Origin of the sequence: Cupriavidus sp. SW-Y-13, from assembly GCF_009793345.1 — a bacterium.
GTDB lineage: Bacteria > Pseudomonadota > Gammaproteobacteria > Burkholderiales > Burkholderiaceae > Cupriavidus.
In genome coordinates, this window is the sequence record NZ_WHLX01000002.1 from 616,237 (window position 1) to 634,946 (window position 18,710).

The window sequence follows — 18,710 nt, forward strand, 5'->3', positions numbered from 1 at the left end:
CGCGCCGGGCCAATGGCCCGGCACAGGATGACGTGGCGGAAGGAAAGCCGTCATTTTGACCTATTTTTCGATGCCCCAAGCGTCGCGAGGTTACTCTGCCTTGCCCGGTACTTTCCCTCGCGCTTCCACCGCTCGCAGGAAATCAAAGTCCACGCCCTGATCCGCCTGGTTCACGCTGGTGAGAAACAGCTTGCGATAACCACGATCCGCAGTGGGTACGGTCACCGGGTTTTCCTGCTGCCGCCGGGCCAGTTCTTCGTCGCTGACATCCAGCGTCAACTCCCGTCGCGCTACGGACAGGCGAATGCGGTCGCCGTTCCGGACCTGAGCCAGCGGACCGCCAATCGCGGCTTCCGGTGTGACGTGCAGCACGATAGTGCCGAAGGCCGTGCCGCTCATGCGGCCATCCGAAATCCGCACGATATCCTTGACGCCGGCCCGCGCCAGTTTGCGCGGAATGGGGATGTAGCCTGCCTCGGGCATTCCGGGCGCACCCTTCGGGCCGATGTTCTTCAATACGAGGATGTCGTCGGCGGTGACATCGAGATCATCGCTGTCGATGCGGTTTGCCAGATCCTCGGCGTTCTCGAAAACCACCGCACGACCCTCATGCTCCATGAGCTTCGGATGCGCGGCCGACTGCTTGATGATCGCGCCACCGGGCGCAAGATTTCCTTGCAGCACGGCGATGCCACCTTGCGGATAGATGGGGTTGTCGCGCGAACGCACAACGTCCTGCTGGAACCCCGGGCCGGCTCGTTCGATTTCTTCGCCCAGCGTACGGCCCGTCACCGTTAACGCATCGAGCTTGAGCAGCGGCTTCAACTCGCGCAGCAGCGTTGCCATGCCCCCGGCATGGTGGAAGTCCTCCATGTAGTGATCGCCGGAAGGTTTCAGGTCCAGCAGCACCGGCGTATCGCGCCCCATCCGGTCCAGGGCGGCCAGATCGATGTCATAACCCATGCGCCCTGCGATGGCTGCCAGGTGCACGATGCCATTCGTCGAGCCGCCAATCGCCAGAAGCACCCGCATCGCGTTTTCAAAGGCAGCGGGGGTGAGGATCTTGTCGATGGTCAGCCGCTCCTTCGCAATGCGGACCGCTTCGGTTCCCGTCTGCTCTGCCACGCGGATGCGGTCGGCTGTCACGGCTGGCGGGGACGCACCACCCGGCACGGTCATCCCAAGTGCCTCGGCAATGCAAGCCATCGTGCTGGCCGTGCCCATGACCGAGCAGGTCCCAACGCTGGCCACCAACTGATTGTTCACGTCCGAGATCTCTTCCGCATCGATTTCCTCCGCGCGGAACTTGCCCCAGTAGCGTCGGCAATCCGTGCAGGCGCCTACACGTTCGCTGCGGTGCGAGCCGGTCAGCATCGATCCCGTGATCAGTTGAATGGCAGGGATACCGGCGGAGGCCGCGCCCATCAACTGGGCAGGCACGGTCTTGTCGCAACCGCCGATCAGCACCACGGCATCCATCGGCTGCGCGCGAATCATCTCCTCGGTGTCCATCGACATCAGGTTGCGCAGATACATGCTCGTGGGCGCCGAGAAACTCTCGTGAATGGAAATCGTCGGGAAGTCCATCGGCAGGCCGCCGGCCAGCATCACGCCGCGCTTCACGGCCTCGATCAGTTGCGGCGCGTTGCCATGGCAGGGGTTGTAAGCGCTGCCGGTGTTGACGATGCCGATGACAGGACGATCCAGCGCGGCATCGGTGTAGCCCGCGCCTTTGATGAACGCCTTGCGCAGGAACAGCGAAAAACCGCGGTCGCCGTAGTTGGTGAGGCCCTTCGATATGCCGGTGGCTGCGGCTTCGGGAGCGATGTCATGGCGCGAGGCGGCGCCTTTGGGGTCTTGGTCTTCGTTGGGCATGGGGTTTCCTGCTGGTACTGGGGACAGGCTCGCACCTGATGTTTCGTTGGACTGAAGCATAGCCCATGTCCCCTCAGATTGTCGTCAGTGATATCACCTATATTATTAATAATATGGTTGACTAGGATTCGGCCTAGCCTCGGCGCCTGGCCGAGTGCGCTTCTATACATAACGACATGGAAGGAGATCCTATGCATCGACCATCTAAATCAGGCGGTATTCACCGTCGACAACTGCTGGCAGGGGCGATTGCCCTGGCCAGCACCATCGCGTTTCCTGCGCTGGCAAGGGCCGACTATCCGGAGAAGCCCATCAAACTGGTGGTGCCCTACACCCCAGGAGGTGCGACGGATGTCATCGCTCGCGTGGTGGCGCAAAGACTGACGGTTTCGCTCGGGCAGCCGGTCGTGGTGGAGAACAAGGCTGGCGCTGCAGGCAACCTGGGTGCTGCCTATGTGGCGCGAGAGAAGCCCGATGGCTACACGCTGATGTTGGGCGCGCTGACCAGTCACGCCATCAACAGCGTGTTGTTGCCGGCGTCCGCAGGTTTCACGATGGACAAGAGCTTTGCGCCGGTTGCGGTGGTGGGGCGCGTGCCGCTGGTCGTGGCGGTCGGGCCTTCGTTCAAGGGCAAGACGCTGGCCGACTTCATCGGTACGGCAAAGGCGAAGCCTGGCGGTTTGAACTATGGGTCGTCGGGCAATGGTTCACCGCAGCATCTTGCGGCGGAACTGTTCAAGCGCCAGGCCGGTGTCGACCTCACCCACGTGCCATACAAGGGCAGCAGTCCCGCGCTGAACGACTTGATGGGTGGGCAGGTGGACGTGGTCTTCGATACGCTGCCCGCCACCCAGTCGTTCATCAAGGGTGGCCGGTTGCGTGCGCTGGCTTCGGCCACGCCCCAGCGCGTGCTGCCCGATGTCCCCACGGCAGGTGAGGCGGGGCTATCGGGGTTCGAAGTCAGTTCGATGTTCGGCCTGCTGGCGCCTGCAGGCACGCCGCCGCCGGTCATCGGCAAGCTGAGCGCCTCGCTGAAAGACATCATGGCCCTGCCGGAGGTCAAGGCCGCGCTGATTGGCCAGGGTGTCGTGCCGGTCTACACGACACCGGACCAGGCCCGCACGCAGATTGACGAGGAGGTGGGGCGGTGGGCCAAGGTCATCCGGGAGTCGAACATCCGGGCCGACTGAGAGGCCGACTGAGAGCCTGACCGAGTGGCCGGCTCAGACCGAACGCATGAGTCCACCGTCGATGCGGATGTTCTGGCCCGTGATGTACCCCGCGCCCTCGGACAACAGGAACGATATGGTCGCGGCCACTTCCTCGGCGGTGCCATATCGTCCCATCGGTACGGACTCCCTGCGCGCATCGACCTCGGGAAGGCTGTCGATCCATCCGGGCAGCACGTTGTTGATGCGGATGTTCTTCGGCGCATAGGCGTCGGCGAACAGCTTCGTAAAGCTGGCCAGACCGGCGCGGAACACGGCGGATGTCGGAAACATCGATGCCGGTTCGAACGTCCACGCGCTGGTGATGTTGACGATCGCACCGCGGCCTTGTGCTTCCATGAAAGGCGTCACCAGACGGATGGCACGGATCGCGCTGAGAAAGTACACATCCATGCCGATGTGCCAATCCTCGTCGGTGATGTCGAGTACCGGGCCTCGGGGGCCGTGTCCGGCGGAATTCACCAGCGCGTCGATCCGCCCCCACTTATCCATGGCCAGGTCCACCAGGCGCCGAACATCGTCATTGGACTGGTTCGATCCGGTGACACCGATACCGCCCAGCTCTTTGCCAAGGGCTTCGCCCTTGCCGGATGAGGACAACACGGCAACGTGGTATCCGTCCTGTGCGAGCCGGCGCGCGGCTGCTGCGCCCTGGCCGGAGCCACCGGCAGTAATCAAGGCAACCTTTGAAGCGGTCATTTCCTCTCCTGAAATATTCGAGGATGGTAGCGCTATCCGGCCAGCCTTTCACGCGTCACTCCGGGTGCACACCCGCTTCTCGCGTGACCTTGCCCCACTTTGCTATCTCCGCCTTCTGAAAAGCGGAAAAGGTGGAAGGGGTCATCGCGTCAGGTTCCACGCCGAGCGCGCGCAGCCGCTGCAGCACAGCAGGCGTGTTGACGACCGCGGAAATCTCGGCGGACAACCGCTCGACGATTGGCTTCGGCGTGCCAGCCGGCACGAAGATTCCCTGCCACGACTGCATCTCGAAACCCTTGAGACCCTGGTCGGCCAGCGGCTGGATGCCCGGCAAGCCCGGCAGCGGATGTTTGGATGACACGCCAATGGCTCGCACGCGTTTGCCGTCGAGCATCGGCTTGGCAGCGGCCACCGTTTCGAATACCAGATCGATCTGGCCGCCGATCAGGTCGGTCATCGCTGCGGCGCCACCTTTGTAGGAGATCTGCTGCAGCTGCGTGCCGGTGATGCTCTGGAATAGCTGCCCCGACAACTGCTGCGAGCTTCCCGGTCCTGCCGTGCCAAATGTCAGCGAACCGGGCTTGGCCTTGAGTGCAGCAACAATTTGCTCGACTGACTTGTAGGGACTCTCGTTGGCTACGACCAGCACGTTGCTGACCGTGCCGACCAGGTTCACCGCGATGAAGTCTTTCAACGGGTCATAGTTGAGCTTCTTGTAGAAGAATGGATTCACCGCATGCGTGGTGATCGTGCCTTCGATGATCGTGTACCCGTCCGGCTCGGCCCGTGCAGCCAACTGCGTGCCCAGGATGCCGGACACCCCCGGCTTGTTGTCGATAACCACCGGCTGCCCCAGCCGCTTCGACAAACCTTCGGCCACGATACGCGCCGTGGCATCCGTCACGCCGCCCGGCGAGAACGGCACGACGAGCTTGATGGGCTTGCTAGGCCACGTATCGGCCCGGACGCCTGTTGCAACTGTCGCCAGCGACATTCCGGCCATTGCCAGGACAATGCATACGGCACGACGGCCCAGGGTTTTCATGATCAGTCTCCATCTTGTTATAGGAAGGTGTTGAAGGGGTTTGCCCGTCAATACTGTGGCCGTCCGGCGTCCCCGCCTTGCGCGGCCTGGCGGAACGCCTGCGTGATCAGGCTGGTGGCGACCGTGGCGAAGTAGCGGGCGCCGAATGCGCCGTAGTGCCGTTCGTCCTCGGGGGTGAGCGCAATGATTCCCGCGCATTTGTCCTGCGCCTGGATGGCACGCAGCGCTTGTTCGATGGCGGCCGCCACGGCAGGGGCTTTCCAATCGTTGCCGTAGCCCATTGCATGCGCCAGATCGTTGGGGCCAACGAACACGGCGTCGATACCGTCCACGGCTGCGATGGCTTCGGCATTCTCGATGCCCGTTGGGGTTTCGATCATGGCGATGATGGCCACGCCCGCGTTGCTGCGCGTCGTGTGTGCCGCGCCGGGAAAGGCGCCGTAGCCTGCCGCCCGTCCACTGAACGCACTGCCGCGTCGGCCGATGGAGGGATAGCGCACGCGTTGCACCAGTTCGCGCGCATCGTCGGCTGTCTCGATCATGGGTATTTGCACGCCACTGGCGCCCATGTCCAGCACACGCGGGATGTCTTCCAGGAAGCAGCGCACGACGGGGATGATGCCACTGCCCCGCGCTGCGCGGAGCATGTGCTCGGTGGTCTCGAAGTCGGCTGCGCCGTGTTCGTTGTCGATGATGACGAATGTGAAGCCGGCATAGGCGCACATTTCAACGATGGCGGGACTGGGCAATGCGGTGAAGATGCCGCGCAGAGGCTGACCACTGCGGAGGAGCGCCGGAAAGCGGTCGTCAATGGGATGCTGGATGGTCATGTCTCGCGCCTTGTCGGATTGCCGCGGCTCGTGGGTGGCCGGGTGAAGGCATTCTGCGACGAGGCGAGTTATATTTCCAATATTACTTCTGTATCTGATTTATACAGTTCCTGTATATGTACAACCCCATCGAACTCCGCGTCCTGACCTCGTTCCTGGTGCTGGCCGACGAACTCAATTTCACGCGGGCCGCGCGCAGGCTCAACATGACACAGCCTCCGTTGAGCCTGCAGATCAAGCAGCTCGAGGCGCAGCTCGGAGCGCAGCTGTTCGAGCGGACCAAGCGCAGCGTGCGGCTGACGCCAGCCGGGCAGGTATTGCGCGCCGAGGCGGAGAAGCTGTTCGACATCGAGCATCGCGCACGTCAGATGGTGATGCAGGCCAACCGCGGCGAGGACGTAGGCCACCTCGGCATTGGTCTGACGGCGATCTCGGCCATCGAACTCGTACCGGACATCCTGCGACGGTTCTCGGCGCGTGTCCCCGGCGTCCTCTACTCGCTACGCGAAATCAGTTCCGAAGCGATGATCGAGGCACTGCTGCGCAACGAACTCGATGTCGCCATCCTGCGGCCACCCGTCACGGACCCTCGTTTGCAGGCACGGCGCCTGATGTCGGAACCGTACGTGCTGGCCGTTCCCGTCGATCATCCGCTGGCGACGCAGCGCAAGGTTTACGCGCGCGATCTGGATGGTCAGAGCCTGGCCACGCTGGAGCGGCGCTTCGGCCAGTACGCCCACGATCTCATGATGACCTGGCTCGCCGAACACAACGTGGTGCCGGCGCGCATGCATGACGCCGCCCGCCACCACGCCATGATGTCCATGGTGGCAGCCGGCATTGCTGTGTCGCTGGTGCCGGCATCGGCCGCAGCGCAGCCGATCAAGGGCGTGATGTATCGCCGGCTGGCGGATCGGGATGTGCCTGCGCTGGAGTTATGGGTGGCATTCCACAAGGAAATCGGCAATCCCATGACCCTGCCATTCGTCACGCAAGCCGTCGAATCCGCGTCAACGTACAAGGTTGCTGCCAAGTAATGGTGTTGATACGGCTTGGCGAGCAGGTGGGATTCGCTAGGAAGCCGACTTGCGACACAGGCAATAGACGAACTCCTGGGAACTACCCCATGGGGTACGGTGGTACTCGGTTTTGTGTTCCACGAGTTCGAACGAATCGCCAAACTGGCTGTGCAGCGCTTCGGCGGAGTACCGTTGGACTGGCAGGCCGCTGCATTGCGCAGGGCCGTTTTCGCCAAACGATCCGACGATGGCCCACCCGCCTTGTCGAAGTGCGCGCATCACTTGTTCCACATACTCGATACGCTGTGCAGGGTCCGTCAGGAAATGGAATACGGCGCGATCATGCCAGACATCGAAGTGGTTGGCAGGAAGGTCGAGCTTGAGTACGTCGCCTGCCAGCCAATGAACCTGGCCGGCGCGGGGGCCCAGACGCATGCGGCAGACATCAAGCGCTTTTTCGGAAATGTCGTTGACCGAAACATCGCTGTAGCCGTTGTCGAGCAGGTCATCCACGAGTGTCGATTCACCACCGCCAATGTCCAGCACGCGGGCAGCAGTCGACGGGCTTGCGGCGCGAATGTAATCCAGCGAGGTGTACAGGTGCGGCGCATACCAGCTCACTTGGTCCGCCGCCTTATGCTCGTAGACATCTTCCCAGTGCGATCGTTCGGTCATGGCGTTTTGAGTGTGTCCTGGCGGAGCGCAACGCCCTCGTCAGCCTGTTCAATCCTGAGCCAGTCACCCGACGGGCGCCCGTGCCAGCCCTTGCGCCGCTGCGCGGCCAACCAGAGCAGTGCAAGTGCCGCTGCGCCAAGCCACGGTAATAGCAGGAGATTCATTGTCTGCCAGCCGAGTTCTCTCAGCAAGCCTCCCGCGCCGAACGAGCACGACAGTCCGACGGCAAAAATGGTCATGTCGTTAGTCGCTTGGGCTCTGCTCTTCTCGGCGGCCGAGTAGGTCTCGGTCAAGAGGCTGGTGCCGCCGATGAACAGGAAGTTCCAGCCTACGCCGAGTAGTACGAGCGCACCTGCGAACGATGCGAATCCCGTGCCGGTCCAGGTGGCAAACACATGAGTCGAAAGCAAGCAGACGCCGGCCAGCATCACGCGGATGGCGCCAAACCGCGCGATTAACGTGCCGGTGACGAAAGAGGGCAGGAACATGCTCAGCACATGGAACTGAATGACAGTTGCCGCATCGCTGATCGCGTGATGATGGTGGATCATGGCGAGCGGCGTCGCTGTCATGGCCAGGATCATGATCCCGTAGCCAGTGGCGGCGCCGAACAGCGCCACCAGATAGGCCGGTTGGCGAACGATCTGGCGCCACGTACGCGCGGCGGTGGCGCCCACCTCACGCGTTGCGATGTCCGGCGGCATATGCAGGAAACCCAGCACGCCGATGGCCACGGCGGAAACCGCTGAGAGCAGCACGAACGATCCAGCGAACATGACGGGCAGCATCGTGCCGCCCAACCTCGCCAGCGCAGGGCCGAGCAGCGCTGCGATTACCCCGCCTGCCATCACCAGCGCGATGGCACGTGGACGAAACGACTCGGTCGCCACTTCGCTGGCTGCAAACCGGTAGAACTGGGCGAACGCCTGGTAAGCCCCGACGAGGAACGTCCTGATGCTGGTGGCCACCCGGCGTGGCATCGCGGTGTTGCCACGATGGGCCGTGCAGAACTACCTGCAGAGGCAGTACGTCACAGCCAAACCACTGACTCGCGACGGATTGATGTCAGAGATCTGGGCGGCTACCCTGCCGGCCAGCGACACCCGTCCCTATATCGCGGAGTTCGTGGCATTGATCCGTGAAACCGGTGCAGCGGCGTTGCCGGACATCGAACTGACACACTGACGGGATGCGGCACCACGGCGCCACGCAGCGGGCGGCATAATGAGCGATCGCAACTTTGTCCCGGCCTCCCATGCGCATCCCACCCATGAAGTCGATCATGGCCTTCGAAAGCGTTGCCCGCAACAAGAGCGTGGGCAAGGCCGCGGAGGAACTGGGGCTGACTGCCTCCGCGGTGAGCCACCAGCTTGGAAACCTGGAGGATGTCATCGGTCAGCCGCTGTTCTTCCGGCAGGGGCGTGGTCTGGTTCTCACGCCAGTCGGTGAACAGTATCTACGGGATGTGACGGGCGTCATCGCGGAACTGAACCGCGCCACGGAACGTGCCGCCACGCCGTCTGCCATTGAAATCCTGCGCGTGCATACCAGCCCGAGTTTCGGGCTGATGTGGCTGCTGCCCAGGCTTGCATCGTTCCAGGCGGACAACGGTGACATCCAGTTGAACCTGTCGTGCTCGTACGAGGATGTCTCGTTCACGGCCGGCTTTTACGATGTGGATGTGCGGCACGGCCACGCGCACTGGCGTGATACGGAAGTCAGGACGTTGCGCAACGAACGCATACTGCCGCTGGCCTCACCGGACTATCTGCGCAAGCATCCGGTGAAAGATCCATCGGCGCTGATCGGACATCGGCTCATCCATTCGGAGACGCCGCTGGTGCGCTGGCACCAGTGGTTCGCGCGCCATGGTGTGGCGGGTGCGCAGAAGACTTTCGATTTCTCGTTCGACCGTTCCTACATGTCGTTGGAAACCGCCGCGCTCGGTCTTGGCGTCGCACTCGAAAGCTCCTTGCTGGCGTCCGTGCTGTTGCGCAAGGGAGCATTGGTGCCAGTGTTCGAAGCCCAATACGCGGTGGAAGTCGCCAGCCATCACGTGGTGTACCCCGCTCAGAACGCCGACCTGCCTCGGGTAGCGCGCTTCCTGTCGTGGCTGGACCGCGAAGTCGGCCGGCCACAGGAAGGCGTGGCGATCTAGCGGAGTACTTAGGGTTTTCGCTCTGCTCCGCAACCCTCGATATCTGAAAATTTCTCAACGATAGTTGAGCCCGAATGCGTTGATCGGCGCCCTGCGCCAGACAACACTGGATCCATCGTCAAGTCGAAACAAAGGAGACACGAGATGCTGGTCCAGAACAAGGTGGTGATCGTCACAGGTGCGGCTTCGCCGCGCGGTATTGGCAAGGCCACGGCCCGCGCGTTGGCCGAACAGGGTGCCAAGGTTGTGATCGTCGACCTGCAGCTTGGCGCCGCACAAGATGCCGCGGCGGATCTGGGCGAAGGCCACCTTGGCCTGCGCTGTGATGTGACGGACAAGGCGTCATGCGACGCTGCTGTCCACGCCACGATTGCCCGATACGGGCAGATCGACGGCCTGATCAACAATGCCGGTATTACTCAGCCGATCCGCACGCTCGACATCGGCGCCGTCAATTTCGACGCCGTGGTCGATGTCAACCTGCGTGGCACGCTCTACATGTCGCAGGCAGTGCTGCCGCAGATGAAGGAACAGAAGCGCGGCAGCATCGTGTGCATGTCGTCGGTGTCCGCCCAGCGAGGCGGGGGCATCTTCGGCGGTCCGCACTACAGTGCGGCCAAGGCCGGCGTGCTGGGGTTGGCCAAGGCGATGGCCCGCGAGTTTGGCGGCGATCACATCCGCGTGAATGCCATCACGCCTGGCCTGATTCAGACAGACATCACCGGCGACAAGCTGACGCCGGAGATGCGCGCGGACATCATCAAGGGCATTCCTCTCGGCCGTCTTGGTGACGCAGGTGATGTCGCCAACGCTTGCCTGTTCCTGGTCAGCGATCTCTCTTCCTACCTGACGGGCATCACGCTCGATGTCAATGGCGGCATGCTGATCCATTGAAGCCACGCGGCCGCGGGCCGCGCCTAACATGTCAAGGCACCCGGGACCACCCGGGGCACCGGCAGGAGACATTCCATGAAGACCAAATACGCAGCGTCGCCCGTTGGGGCTGACGCAGTGATGCCGCACGCCGCTCAGGCGTCGTTCGAATCGCGCACCTATGGCAAGGTGATGCGGCGCCTGATTCCATTCCTGATGCTGTGCTATCTCGGCGCATACCTGGATCGCGTGAATGTGGGTTTTGCCAAGCTGCAGATGCTCAATGACCTCCAGTTCAGCGAAACCATCTATGGCCTGGGCGCGGGCATCTTCTTCCTTGGCTACTTCATCTTCGAAGTCCCGAGCAACGTGATACTCCACAAGGTCGGTGCACGTAACTGGCTGGCGCGCATCATGCTGACTTGGGCGGTTATCTCGGCGGGCTTTGCGTTCGTCAGTACCCCTACGCAGTTTTACGTGTTGCGCTTCCTGCTCGGCGTGGCCGAAGCTGGCTTCGCGCCAGGCGTGATCCTTTACCTCACGTACTGGTTTCCGTCGGAACGCCGTGCCAAGGCGCTGTCGCTCTTCTTCATGGCCATCCCGCTCGCAGGGATCGTCGGCGGGCCGCTGTCGGGCTGGATCATGCATGCCTTCCATGGCGCGCACGACCTGGCCGGCTGGAAATGGCTGTTCCTGATCGAGGCATTGCCGTCGCTGATGCTGGGCGTGGCGATCCTGTTCTACCTCGACAACGGTATCCAGGGCGCAAAGTGGCTGACCGACCAGGAGAAGGCGCTGCTGCAACGCAACGTTGAAGGCGACAACGCGCAGAAGGTGCAGCACGTGTCGATCCGCGCCTTCATGGCCGACCGTCGTCTCTGGCTGATGTCCGCGATCTACTTCTGCGTGGTGTTGGGACAGTATGGCCTGACGTTCTGGCTGCCTACCATCATCCGCAAGACCGGTGTGGCCGATCCGGTCTGGGTGGGCATGCTGACGGCGGTGCCGTATCTGTGCGCCATCGTTGCGTTGCCGCTGATCGGCCTGTCCGCAGACCGCCGCCGCGAACGCAGGTTTCACCTCGCCATTCCCATGCTGGTAGCTGCCGTGGGATTCGCGGCGCTCCCGTTGCTCGGCAGCGTGACCGCAGCCATCGTCTGCCTGTGTATCGCTGCAGCCGGAATCATGGCTTCGTCGTCCCAGTTCTGGGCGCTGCCCACCGCCATGCTGGGTGGCATGTCGGCGGCGGCTGGCATTGCGGCTGTGAACTGTGTGGCAAACCTCGCAGGCTTCTTCTCCCCGGCCATCGTCGGCTATCTCAACGATCTGACCGGCAAATCCACCGCGGGGCTGCTCTTCATCTCGGCAACGGTCGTATTCGGCGCGCTGCTGGTGTTCTTGGTGCCGGCCAAGGCCGTCAACCGCTGATCCCATTTTCTGTCTGGAGTCATCATGAGTCTTACCAATCTCGATGTGGAGGTGCCCGTCTCGTTGGCCGAGCGCGCCTACCGTATCCGCCGCAACGCCATTCTGATGGGAGAAGTGCAAGGGCAGGGTTATGTCGGCCAGGCGCTCGATATCGCTGACGTGCTGGCGGTGTCCTACTTCGGCGCCATGCGCTATCGCCCCGAGGACCCCGAGTGGGAAGGGCGCGACCGCTTCCTGCTGTCGAACGGCCACTATGCGATTGCGTTGTATGCAGCGCTGCTCGAAGCCGGCATCCTGCCTGCAGAAGAGCTTGAAACGTACGGAAGCGACGACAGCCGCCTGCCGATGTCGGGTATGGCGAGCTATACCCCTGGCATGGAGATGTCGGGCGGCTCGCTGGGCCAGGGCCTGACCATCGCCGTGGGTCGCTGTCTGGGCCTGAAGCGCAAGCAGTCGGATGCCTTCGTCTACACGCTCTTCTCCGATGGCGAGCTTGACGAAGGTGCCATCTGGGAGGGCCTGATGTCCGCAAGCCACTGGAAGCTCGACAACCTGATCGCGATGGTCGACGTCAACAATCAACAGGCTGACGGCCCCTCGACACAGATCATGGCGTTCGAACCGCTCGTGCCCAAGCTCGAAGCGTTCGGGTGGTATGTGCAGCGAGTGGATGGCAACGATATCGACGCGGTAGCCGCCGCTTTCGACAACGCCCGCCATCACAAGGGCGAGCAGCCGCGCATTATCGTATGCGATACCCGCATGGGCTGCGGCGTACCGTTCCTCGAAGAACGCGAGAAGAATCACTTCATCCGGGTGGAAGCCCACGAATGGCAACTCGCGCTGCAGGCGCTGGAAGCCGGGAGACAAGCATGAGCCGCACCGCCGATACGGGCAAGACCCGCCTCAAGACGTCCGCAATGATTGCGTCGATCGCCGCAGAAGGACAGGCCACGCGCGCTGCACCCTTCGGCCATGCATTGACCGCGCTGGCCGCGCAACGTCCCGACATCGTCGGCATGACGGCAGACCTGGGCAAATACACGGACCTGCATCTCTTTGCAAAGGCATATCCCGAACGGTATTACCAGATGGGGATGGCCGAGCAGTTGCTGATGGGCGCGGCAGCGGGTCTTGCGCACGAAGGCGCGGTGCCGTTCGTGACCACGTACGCGGTATTCGCCACGCGACGTGCATACGACTTCATGCACCAGACGATTGCCGAGGACAACCTCAACGTCAAGATTGTCTGCGCATTGCCCGGCCTGACCACCGGATACGGACCCAGCCACCAGGCTGCCGAGGATCTGGCCCTGATGCGCGCGATGCCGAACATGACTGTCATCGATCCGTGCGATGCCATCGATATCGAACAGATGGTGCCTGCCATTGCCGCGCACGATGGGCCTGTCTATGCGCGTCTACTGCGCGGGAACGTGCCCGTCGTGCTCGATGAGTACGACTACCAGTTCGAACTCGGCAAGGCCAAGCTCCTCCGAGATGGCGCGGAGGTGCTCATCATCTCGTCGGGAATCATGACAATGCGCGCGCTGGAAGTGGCCAGGACGCTGGAAGCGGATCGTGTGGGCGTTGCGGTGCTGCACGTACCGACGATCAAGCCGCTGGACACGGAGACCATCCTGCGCGAAGCGCGCAAGCCCGGACGCCTTGTGGTCGTGGCGGAGAACCACACGGTGATCGGCGGACTGGGCGAGGCGGTAGCGGGAACTTTGCTGCGCGCCGGCGTGAACGTGCCGTTCCGACAGATCGGTTTGCCCGATGCTTTTCTCGATGCCGGCGCACTACCCACCCTGCACGACCGCTACGGCATTTCCAGTTCGGTGATGGGAGGAACCATCAAAGCCTGGCTGGGATAACGCACCACGATACTGCATGCGCTTGCGACGGGTGTTCGATGTTCCGGTCAATCGCTGGCCGGCATTGAACACCAGGGCGCATCGACTTTCCTGTCGGCACTGGACTTGGAGTGCGCTTGCGTAGGGGGCCGTCCGACATCGGGTATCCTCCGCGGTGCATTTCGTATTGCTTTGAGAGGAAGTTGTGTCGCGCAGCAGTTGGGTCGTGGCGGTTGGGCCACTTTTAGGGTTGTTCATTGTCAGCTTGGGAAGCGGCTTCATGTCTTCCCTCACGTCTCTACGGCTCGACGCCGCAAGCGTTTCGGCAACGATGATCGGCGCCATTTCGTCTGCGTATTTTGTCGGGCTGACTCTCGGTGCGGTAACCAGCGACCGGCTGATTTCCCGAATCGGTCATATCCGCTCATACAGCAGCTTTGCCTCCCTTGTCGCCATCACCTATCTGCTCCAGGGTCTGGTTTTCGATCCCTGGATCTGGCTGCTGCTGCGCCTTGTGAATGGCTGGGCGATGGTAGGGATCTACCTCGTCGTGGAAAGCTGGTTGCTGCTCGTCGGAGATACGAAGTCCCGGGGGCGATTGCTGGCGATCTATATGATCGCGCTCTACGGTTCCATCATGCTCGCGCAGATGAGTCTGGGCGCCATTGGATCTGCGGCTGAGAGCGCGCCATTCATGGTGGCCGGTGTACTCGCGTCCATGGCGGTGTTGCCCATGGCCATTTTGCCGAAGACTGCACCGGACGTAAGTCATGCCGAACCCCTGATGCCACAGGATCTCGTTCGCATGACGCCCGCAGGCGCAATCGGCAGCTTTGGTTCCGGTGTGGGCATTGCGGCGGTCTATACGCTACTGCCGATCTACCTGCAACGAGAGGGCATGAGCGTTGCCCAGGTTGGCCAGTTGATGGCCAGTGCCATCTGCGGCGCGATGGCGTTGCAATACCCGGTAGGACGATGGTCCGACAGGAAAGACAGGCAGAGCGTCCTGCTTGCATTGAGCGTGGGCTGCGCAGCGGTCTCGTTGGCTGTCCTGATCCTTCCGAGTTATCCGCCCTTGTTAATGGTGCTGATGTTCCTGATCGGGGGCAGCATTTTCGCTATCTACCCGGTGGCGGTGAGCCACTCGGCGGATCGTGCAGAGGCCAGCGAGCTGGTACGCGTCATTCAAGGCATGCTCCTGATCAACTCGGTCGGTTCGGCGATCAGTCCCTTGATCATTTCTCCGCTCATGAATCGGTTAGGGCCCAGCGGGCTTTTCTGGGCATTTCTCGTCCTGCACGCTGGCCTGGCGTCCTTCTTCCTGTGGCGACGCAATAGCCATCCATCCCCGACATCGGCCGCGCCATTTGCGGCAACCGCGCAGATGACCCCGATCGGGGCAGAGATCCGTGTGACCGAGGAACTGGCGCAAGCCGTCTCGGAGGCGCGAACAGAGGCGCTTGTCCCGTAACCTTTATTTTTGCGTCCACACCGCAGGCAGTCTGCAGATGAAGCACGATTGATATGAACAGCAAGCAACGCCGCAAAGCATACCGACAAAGCCCCTATCAGATCGAAACGAAGTGGATCTTTCGAGGCGCGCCCGTAATCATCACCCGCATTGCGAGCCCCACCGCAGTCATTGTCGAATTCGAGGGGGCCGGCGCGCGTACCCATGTTCCGACGCGAGCACTGGAGCCTCGCGGCCATACGGGCTGGTGGCAGGCCGGCATCCTGTGAGGGGCCGCACCGTAATGTGCTGGTTGAGTCGCGCTGACTGTTGCGCCAATCGCTACGCACTATTACCTAATGCTGCAATGCGACAAACCTTCTGCTACAATCCGGGAAAACCCCATAAGGGTAAGCCCTGTAAGGAAGGACGCCATGAACACCCAATCCGATATCAAGCTGACCGATCAACTGGAACGAGACCTCATCGAGCGCGAGCTCGGTACCCAGCGTCTGGGCTTTGTGAACGACGCAAAGCGCGTGATTGCTACGGTGCAAAACGTTTTCGCCCGCCTGCAGGCGGAAGCGCGCAAGGCCAAGGTGGTCTACGCGAACGGCTGATCGACACAGCTGAATGAATGGGCGGTGCTCAAGGCGCCGCCAGCACTAAAAAGCCGGTCCTGGCCCGCTTCGAAAGAGGCGGGCCAGGACCGGCTTTTTGTTTGTATTGAGGCGGGCCGCGGAGCTAGCTGCCCGATTGCTCCTCTATCCAGAGCGTCAAGCGAGCCTTGTACGCCTGCTGGATATGGCGGCGCGTGATCTGTTCGGCTTGTTCGGGGTTGCGTGCTTCCAGGGCTTCCACCAGCGCCATATGTTCTTCGTACGAGCCGCGCGCACGTCCGGGGACGGCCAGTGTGGAGCGGCCCAGCAAGGCCATCGACTCGTGCAGCGACCGCAGCGTCTTGAGCAGATAGCGATTGTGGGCGCAGCGATGCAGGGTTTCGTGGAAGAGACGATTGTTCATCGCCAGCTTGTCCGGGTCTGTAGCGAATGACAGGTCGCGTTCGACGATATCGCGCAGCAACGAGATTTCCACGTCGGTGGCGTGTCGCGCGGCGAGCGCCGCAGCGGTGGATTCCAGGACCTCGCGCATCACATACAGTTCGCTGACCATGCTCGCGTCAAGGCGCGTAACCATCATGCCGCGATTAGGCTCATTGACTACCAGCCCTTCGGACTCCAGCCGCGAGAGTGCTTCGCGCACGGGGGTGCGGGACAGGCCGAGCGATTCGGCCAGCTCTACCTCGCGCAGGCGCGTGCCCGGCGGGAGCTGACCGGCCTGGATGGCGGAGCGCAGTTGCTGGTAAGCGCGCTCGGAGCGGGGCAGCGAAGCGCTCTGATCGCCGTCGGTGCCGGCGAGATCCGTAGGAAGCATGTAAGGACTGATGTGGGGATGACAGCAAGGCAGCCATCATACCCGGTCAGGCCTTGTCCTCACTAGTGTGCCGGGGTCTGCCCCCTCGCTTTCTCGCGGCGCCGCCGCGCCACCATGTTCAACGCTTCCACGGCGGTCGAGAAGGCCATCGCCGTATAGATATAGCCCTTCGGCACATGGTGTCCCAGGCCATCGGCGATCAGTGTCATGCCGATCATGATCAGGAAGGCCAGTGCCAGCATGACGATCGTCGGGTTGTGGTTGATGAAGTTGGCCAGCGGCGTGGCGGCGACAAGCATGACCGTGACGGCAGCGATGACAGCAACGAACATGATCGGCACATGATCGGTCATGCCCACGGCGGTGATGATGCTGTCGATCGAAAACACGAGGTCTAGCACCAGGATCTGGCCGATGGCCGCGGCGAAGCTTGGTACGGCGCGGGCGAGGGTGGAGGATTCTTCGTGCTCCGCATCCGGTGACACGTGCTGGTGGATTTCACGCGTGGCCTTCCAGACCAGGAAGGCCCCCCCGGCAATCAGGATCATGTCCCGCCAGGAAATGCCCTTGCCGAAGATGGTGAAGACCGGCTCCGTCAGCGCGACGATGATGGCGATCGTCGCCAGCAATCCCAGGCGCAGGATCAGCGCCAGGCTGATACCGATACGGCGCGCTTTCTCGCGGGTTTCTTCCGGCAGCTTGTTGGTGAGAATCGAGATGAAGATCAGGTTGTCGATGCCGAGGACGATCTCCATGGCCACCAAAGTGGCGAGAGCAGCCCATGCGGAAGGATCGCGGGTGAGGGCAAGCAGCGTTTCCATGCGAACTCCAGTTCAGAGGTAACACAGGCCGGGGGCGGCTGGCCCGCAAGCGGACAACGGGATACATGGTAGCGCACAGCCAGACGCCCGCGAAGCGGGCACAGCGCAATTAGAAGGGATCAGATGAAGAACGAGGTTGTCGAATGGCGATTGTGAAATATAGTATGTGATATACCAATGCGGATTTGAGTGGCTCCGCGTGCAGCTTTCGGCATCACATATCTAAATAAACCACCATCGAGGAGACAACCCCATGAAGATTTGTATCTACGGCGCGGGCGCCATCGGCGGCTATATGGGCGCGCAGCTTGCGCTGGCCGGCGCAGACGTGAGCTTCATCGCGCGCGGGCCGCACCTGGCCGCCATGCAGGCCAACGGCGTTCGGCTCCAGATCGAAGGCGAAGAGCGCGTCGCGAAAGTCCGTTGTACCAGCGATCCGCGCGAACTCGGCCCTCAGGACTACGTGTTCATTACGCTGAAGGCGCACCAGGTGCCGGGCGTGGTCGATCTGATGCAGCCGTTGCTCGGGCCGGAGACGGCGGTGGTCACTGGCGTGAACGGCATTCCGTACTGGTACTTCCACGGCCACGGGGGCGAGTTCGCTGGGCGCACGCTGGAGAGCGTTGACCCGGGTGCCAAGCAGTGGAATGGTCTCGGACCCGAACGCGCGATTGGCTGTGTGCTGTATCCCGCCGCCGAAATCGTGGCACCGGGCGTGATCAAGCATGTGTACGGCAAGAAATTTCCAATTGGTGAGCCCGATGGTACCCGCTCGGACCGCGTGACGCGCCTTGCGGAGATGATGGCCAAGGCGGATCTCGATGCGCCGGTTCGCGACAACATCCGAGACGAAATCTGGCTCAAGCTGTGGGGCAACCTCTGCTTCAACCCGATCAGCGCCCTGACGCATGGGACGCTGGATATCATCACCTCGGACCCTGCCACCCGCGGGCTGTCGAAGCAGATGATGCTCGAGGCCAAGGACATCGCGGAACGGTTCGGCGTGCATTTTCGTGTCGATGTGGAGCGGCGAATCGATGGGGCCGGCGCGGTGGGCGCGCACAAGACCTCGATGCTGCAGGACCTGGAGGCGGGCAGGGCGATGGAGATCGATCCGTTGCTGACGGTGGTGCAGGAGATGGGCCGCATGATCGGTCAGCCGACCCCGATGATCGACGCGGTGCTCGGCTTGATCAAGCAGCGGGATCGCATGGCGCAGGCTACCGCGTCTGCGCCTGTCGCTGTGGCCGCGCCTCAAATCGAGAAAGTGGCGAGGGCGGCGTAACACGCGCGGCGTTAAACGTCCTTCGGAAGTGCC

20 protein-coding genes are annotated in these 18,710 nt (G+C 62.3%); 12 read left to right on the top strand and 8 right to left on the bottom strand.

Going from position 1 to position 18,710, the window contains the following annotated elements:
* Window positions 1-90: 90 nt before the first annotated feature.
* Window positions 91-1,875, bottom strand: coding sequence for an IlvD/Edd family dehydratase (locus GA566_RS18535; protein ID WP_160473638.1), 1,785 nt, complete (start codon window positions 1,873-1,875; stop codon window positions 91-93).
* 191 nt (window positions 1,876-2,066) lie between these two features.
* On the opposite strand from GA566_RS18535, the gene GA566_RS18540 reads away from it, so the two are divergent.
* Window positions 2,067-3,065, top strand: a complete 999-nt coding sequence (locus tag GA566_RS18540; RefSeq protein WP_237380468.1) for a tripartite tricarboxylate transporter substrate binding protein — start codon at window positions 2,067-2,069, stop codon at window positions 3,063-3,065.
* A gap of 33 nt (window positions 3,066-3,098) precedes the next feature.
* On the opposite strand, the gene GA566_RS18545 is transcribed toward GA566_RS18540, so the two are convergent.
* The 3 genes from GA566_RS18545 to GA566_RS18555 are packed head-to-tail and all read right to left on the bottom strand — an operon-like array spanning window position 3,099 to window position 5,678.
* Window positions 3,099-3,803, bottom strand: a complete 705-nt coding sequence (locus GA566_RS18545) for an SDR family oxidoreductase (RefSeq protein WP_160473640.1) — start codon at window positions 3,801-3,803, stop codon at window positions 3,099-3,101.
* Window positions 3,804-3,858: 55 nt separating this feature from the next.
* Window positions 3,859-4,848, bottom strand: coding sequence for a tripartite tricarboxylate transporter substrate binding protein (locus GA566_RS18550; protein WP_137923458.1), 990 nt, complete (start codon window positions 4,846-4,848; stop codon window positions 3,859-3,861).
* A 47-nt stretch (window positions 4,849-4,895) separates the two neighbouring features.
* On the bottom strand, window positions 4,896-5,678 hold the full coding sequence (locus GA566_RS18555; RefSeq protein ID WP_137923457.1) for an HpcH/HpaI aldolase/citrate lyase family protein: 783 nt from the start codon (window positions 5,676-5,678) through the stop codon (window positions 4,896-4,898).
* Window positions 5,679-5,794: 116 nt separating this feature from the next.
* Between GA566_RS18555 and GA566_RS18560 the strand changes: the two genes are divergently transcribed.
* Window positions 5,795-6,715, top strand: coding sequence for a LysR substrate-binding domain-containing protein (locus GA566_RS18560; protein WP_137923456.1), 921 nt, complete (start codon window positions 5,795-5,797; stop codon window positions 6,713-6,715).
* Between the two features lie 36 nt (window positions 6,716-6,751).
* Here GA566_RS18560 and GA566_RS18565 read toward each other — a convergent pair whose 3' ends face one another.
* Together GA566_RS18565 and GA566_RS33270 are read right to left on the bottom strand one after the other, a co-directional pair.
* Entirely contained in the window at window positions 6,752-7,372 is a 621-nt protein-coding gene (locus GA566_RS18565) for a class I SAM-dependent methyltransferase (protein ID WP_137923455.1), read from the bottom strand.
* Window positions 7,369-8,340: an MFS transporter gene (locus tag GA566_RS33270; RefSeq protein WP_202126834.1), complete on the bottom strand. Its 972-nt coding sequence runs from the start codon at window positions 8,338-8,340 to the stop codon at window positions 7,369-7,371. The genes GA566_RS18565 and GA566_RS33270 overlap by 4 nt, the downstream gene beginning before the upstream one ends.
* On the opposite strand from GA566_RS33270, the gene GA566_RS18575 reads away from it, so the two are divergent.
* The 9 genes from GA566_RS18575 (at window position 8,327) to GA566_RS18615 (ending at window position 15,757) form a co-directional block, all read left to right on the top strand.
* Entirely contained in the window at window positions 8,327-8,557 is a 231-nt protein-coding gene (locus tag GA566_RS18575) for a LysR substrate-binding domain-containing protein (protein WP_160473642.1), read from the top strand. The genes GA566_RS33270 and GA566_RS18575 overlap by 14 nt on opposite strands.
* Window positions 8,558-8,627: 70 nt before the next feature.
* A complete protein-coding gene (locus GA566_RS18580; protein WP_160473643.1) occupies window positions 8,628-9,530 on the top strand; it encodes a LysR substrate-binding domain-containing protein in 903 nt (300 codons plus the stop codon).
* Between the two features lie 144 nt (window positions 9,531-9,674).
* A complete protein-coding gene (locus GA566_RS18585; RefSeq protein WP_160473644.1) occupies window positions 9,675-10,424 on the top strand; it encodes an SDR family NAD(P)-dependent oxidoreductase in 750 nt (249 codons plus the stop codon).
* 75 nt (window positions 10,425-10,499) lie between these two features.
* Window positions 10,500-11,831 carry an MFS transporter gene (locus GA566_RS18590; protein WP_137923451.1) on the top strand — a complete coding sequence of 444 codons (1,332 nt, stop codon included), beginning with the start codon at window positions 10,500-10,502 and terminating at the stop codon, window positions 11,829-11,831.
* A gap of 24 nt (window positions 11,832-11,855) precedes the next feature.
* On the top strand, window positions 11,856-12,707 hold the full coding sequence (locus GA566_RS18595; RefSeq protein WP_160473645.1) for a transketolase: 852 nt from the start codon (window positions 11,856-11,858) through the stop codon (window positions 12,705-12,707).
* Window positions 12,704-13,708, top strand: a complete 1,005-nt coding sequence (locus tag GA566_RS18600) for a transketolase family protein (RefSeq protein ID WP_237380470.1) — start codon at window positions 12,704-12,706, stop codon at window positions 13,706-13,708. The genes GA566_RS18595 and GA566_RS18600 overlap by 4 nt, the downstream gene beginning before the upstream one ends.
* Window positions 13,709-13,913: 205 nt before the next feature.
* Window positions 13,914-15,158, top strand: coding sequence for an MFS transporter (locus GA566_RS18605; protein ID WP_160474653.1), 1,245 nt, complete (start codon window positions 13,914-13,916; stop codon window positions 15,156-15,158).
* 53 nt (window positions 15,159-15,211) lie between these two features.
* On the top strand, window positions 15,212-15,427 hold the full coding sequence (locus GA566_RS18610; protein WP_137923447.1) for a hypothetical protein: 216 nt from the start codon (window positions 15,212-15,214) through the stop codon (window positions 15,425-15,427).
* Window positions 15,428-15,571: 144 nt separating this feature from the next.
* Complete coding sequence (locus GA566_RS18615) at window positions 15,572-15,757, top strand: hypothetical protein (RefSeq protein WP_137923446.1); 186 nt, start codon at window positions 15,572-15,574, stop codon at window positions 15,755-15,757.
* 124 nt (window positions 15,758-15,881) lie between these two features.
* Here GA566_RS18615 and GA566_RS18620 read toward each other — a convergent pair whose 3' ends face one another.
* Complete coding sequence (locus tag GA566_RS18620) at window positions 15,882-16,571, bottom strand: GntR family transcriptional regulator (RefSeq protein WP_137923445.1); 690 nt, start codon at window positions 16,569-16,571, stop codon at window positions 15,882-15,884.
* Between the two features lie 62 nt (window positions 16,572-16,633).
* Window positions 16,634-17,392: a TerC family protein gene (locus GA566_RS18625; protein WP_137923444.1), complete on the bottom strand. Its 759-nt coding sequence runs from the start codon at window positions 17,390-17,392 to the stop codon at window positions 16,634-16,636.
* Window positions 17,393-17,645: 253 nt separating this feature from the next.
* Here GA566_RS18625 and GA566_RS18630 point away from each other — a divergent pair, with 253 nt between their 5' ends.
* Entirely contained in the window at window positions 17,646-18,677 is a 1,032-nt protein-coding gene (locus GA566_RS18630) for a 2-dehydropantoate 2-reductase (RefSeq protein WP_137923443.1), read from the top strand.
* The last annotated feature ends 33 nt before the right edge of the window (window positions 18,678-18,710 follow it).

Excerpts from the sequence above, each read along its gene's own strand:
- GA566_RS18595 (WP_160473645.1), top strand. The coding sequence starts at position 11,856 with ATGAGTCTTACCAATCTCGATGTGGAGGTGCCCGTCTCGTTGGCCGAG.
- GA566_RS18630 (WP_137923443.1), top strand. The coding sequence starts at position 17,646 with ATGAAGATTTGTATCTACGGCGCGGGCGCCATCGGCGGCTATATGGGC.
- GA566_RS18555 (WP_137923457.1), bottom strand. The coding sequence starts at position 5,678 with ATGACCATCCAGCATCCCATTGACGACCGCTTTCCGGCGCTCCTCCGC.
- GA566_RS18540 (WP_237380468.1), top strand. The coding sequence starts at position 2,067 with ATGCATCGACCATCTAAATCAGGCGGTATTCACCGTCGACAACTGCTG.
- GA566_RS18565 (WP_137923455.1), bottom strand. The coding sequence starts at position 7,372 with ATGACCGAACGATCGCACTGGGAAGATGTCTACGAGCATAAGGCGGCG.
- GA566_RS18560 (WP_137923456.1), top strand. The coding sequence starts at position 5,795 with ATGTACAACCCCATCGAACTCCGCGTCCTGACCTCGTTCCTGGTGCTG.
- GA566_RS18620 (WP_137923445.1), bottom strand. The coding sequence starts at position 16,571 with ATGCTTCCTACGGATCTCGCCGGCACCGACGGCGATCAGAGCGCTTCG.
- GA566_RS18545 (WP_160473640.1), bottom strand. The coding sequence starts at position 3,803 with ATGACCGCTTCAAAGGTTGCCTTGATTACTGCCGGTGGCTCCGGCCAG.
- GA566_RS18580 (WP_160473643.1), top strand. The coding sequence starts at position 8,628 with ATGCGCATCCCACCCATGAAGTCGATCATGGCCTTCGAAAGCGTTGCC.
- GA566_RS18550 (WP_137923458.1), bottom strand. The coding sequence starts at position 4,848 with ATGAAAACCCTGGGCCGTCGTGCCGTATGCATTGTCCTGGCAATGGCC.
- GA566_RS18590 (WP_137923451.1), top strand. The coding sequence starts at position 10,500 with ATGAAGACCAAATACGCAGCGTCGCCCGTTGGGGCTGACGCAGTGATG.
- GA566_RS18610 (WP_137923447.1), top strand. The coding sequence starts at position 15,212 with ATGAACAGCAAGCAACGCCGCAAAGCATACCGACAAAGCCCCTATCAG.
- GA566_RS18585 (WP_160473644.1), top strand. The coding sequence starts at position 9,675 with ATGCTGGTCCAGAACAAGGTGGTGATCGTCACAGGTGCGGCTTCGCCG.
- GA566_RS18600 (WP_237380470.1), top strand. The coding sequence starts at position 12,704 with ATGAGCCGCACCGCCGATACGGGCAAGACCCGCCTCAAGACGTCCGCA.
- GA566_RS18575 (WP_160473642.1), top strand. The coding sequence starts at position 8,327 with ATGCTGGTGGCCACCCGGCGTGGCATCGCGGTGTTGCCACGATGGGCC.
- GA566_RS18535 (WP_160473638.1), bottom strand. The coding sequence starts at position 1,875 with ATGCCCAACGAAGACCAAGACCCCAAAGGCGCCGCCTCGCGCCATGAC.
- GA566_RS18615 (WP_137923446.1), top strand. The coding sequence starts at position 15,572 with ATGAACACCCAATCCGATATCAAGCTGACCGATCAACTGGAACGAGAC.
- GA566_RS18625 (WP_137923444.1), bottom strand. The coding sequence starts at position 17,392 with ATGGAAACGCTGCTTGCCCTCACCCGCGATCCTTCCGCATGGGCTGCT.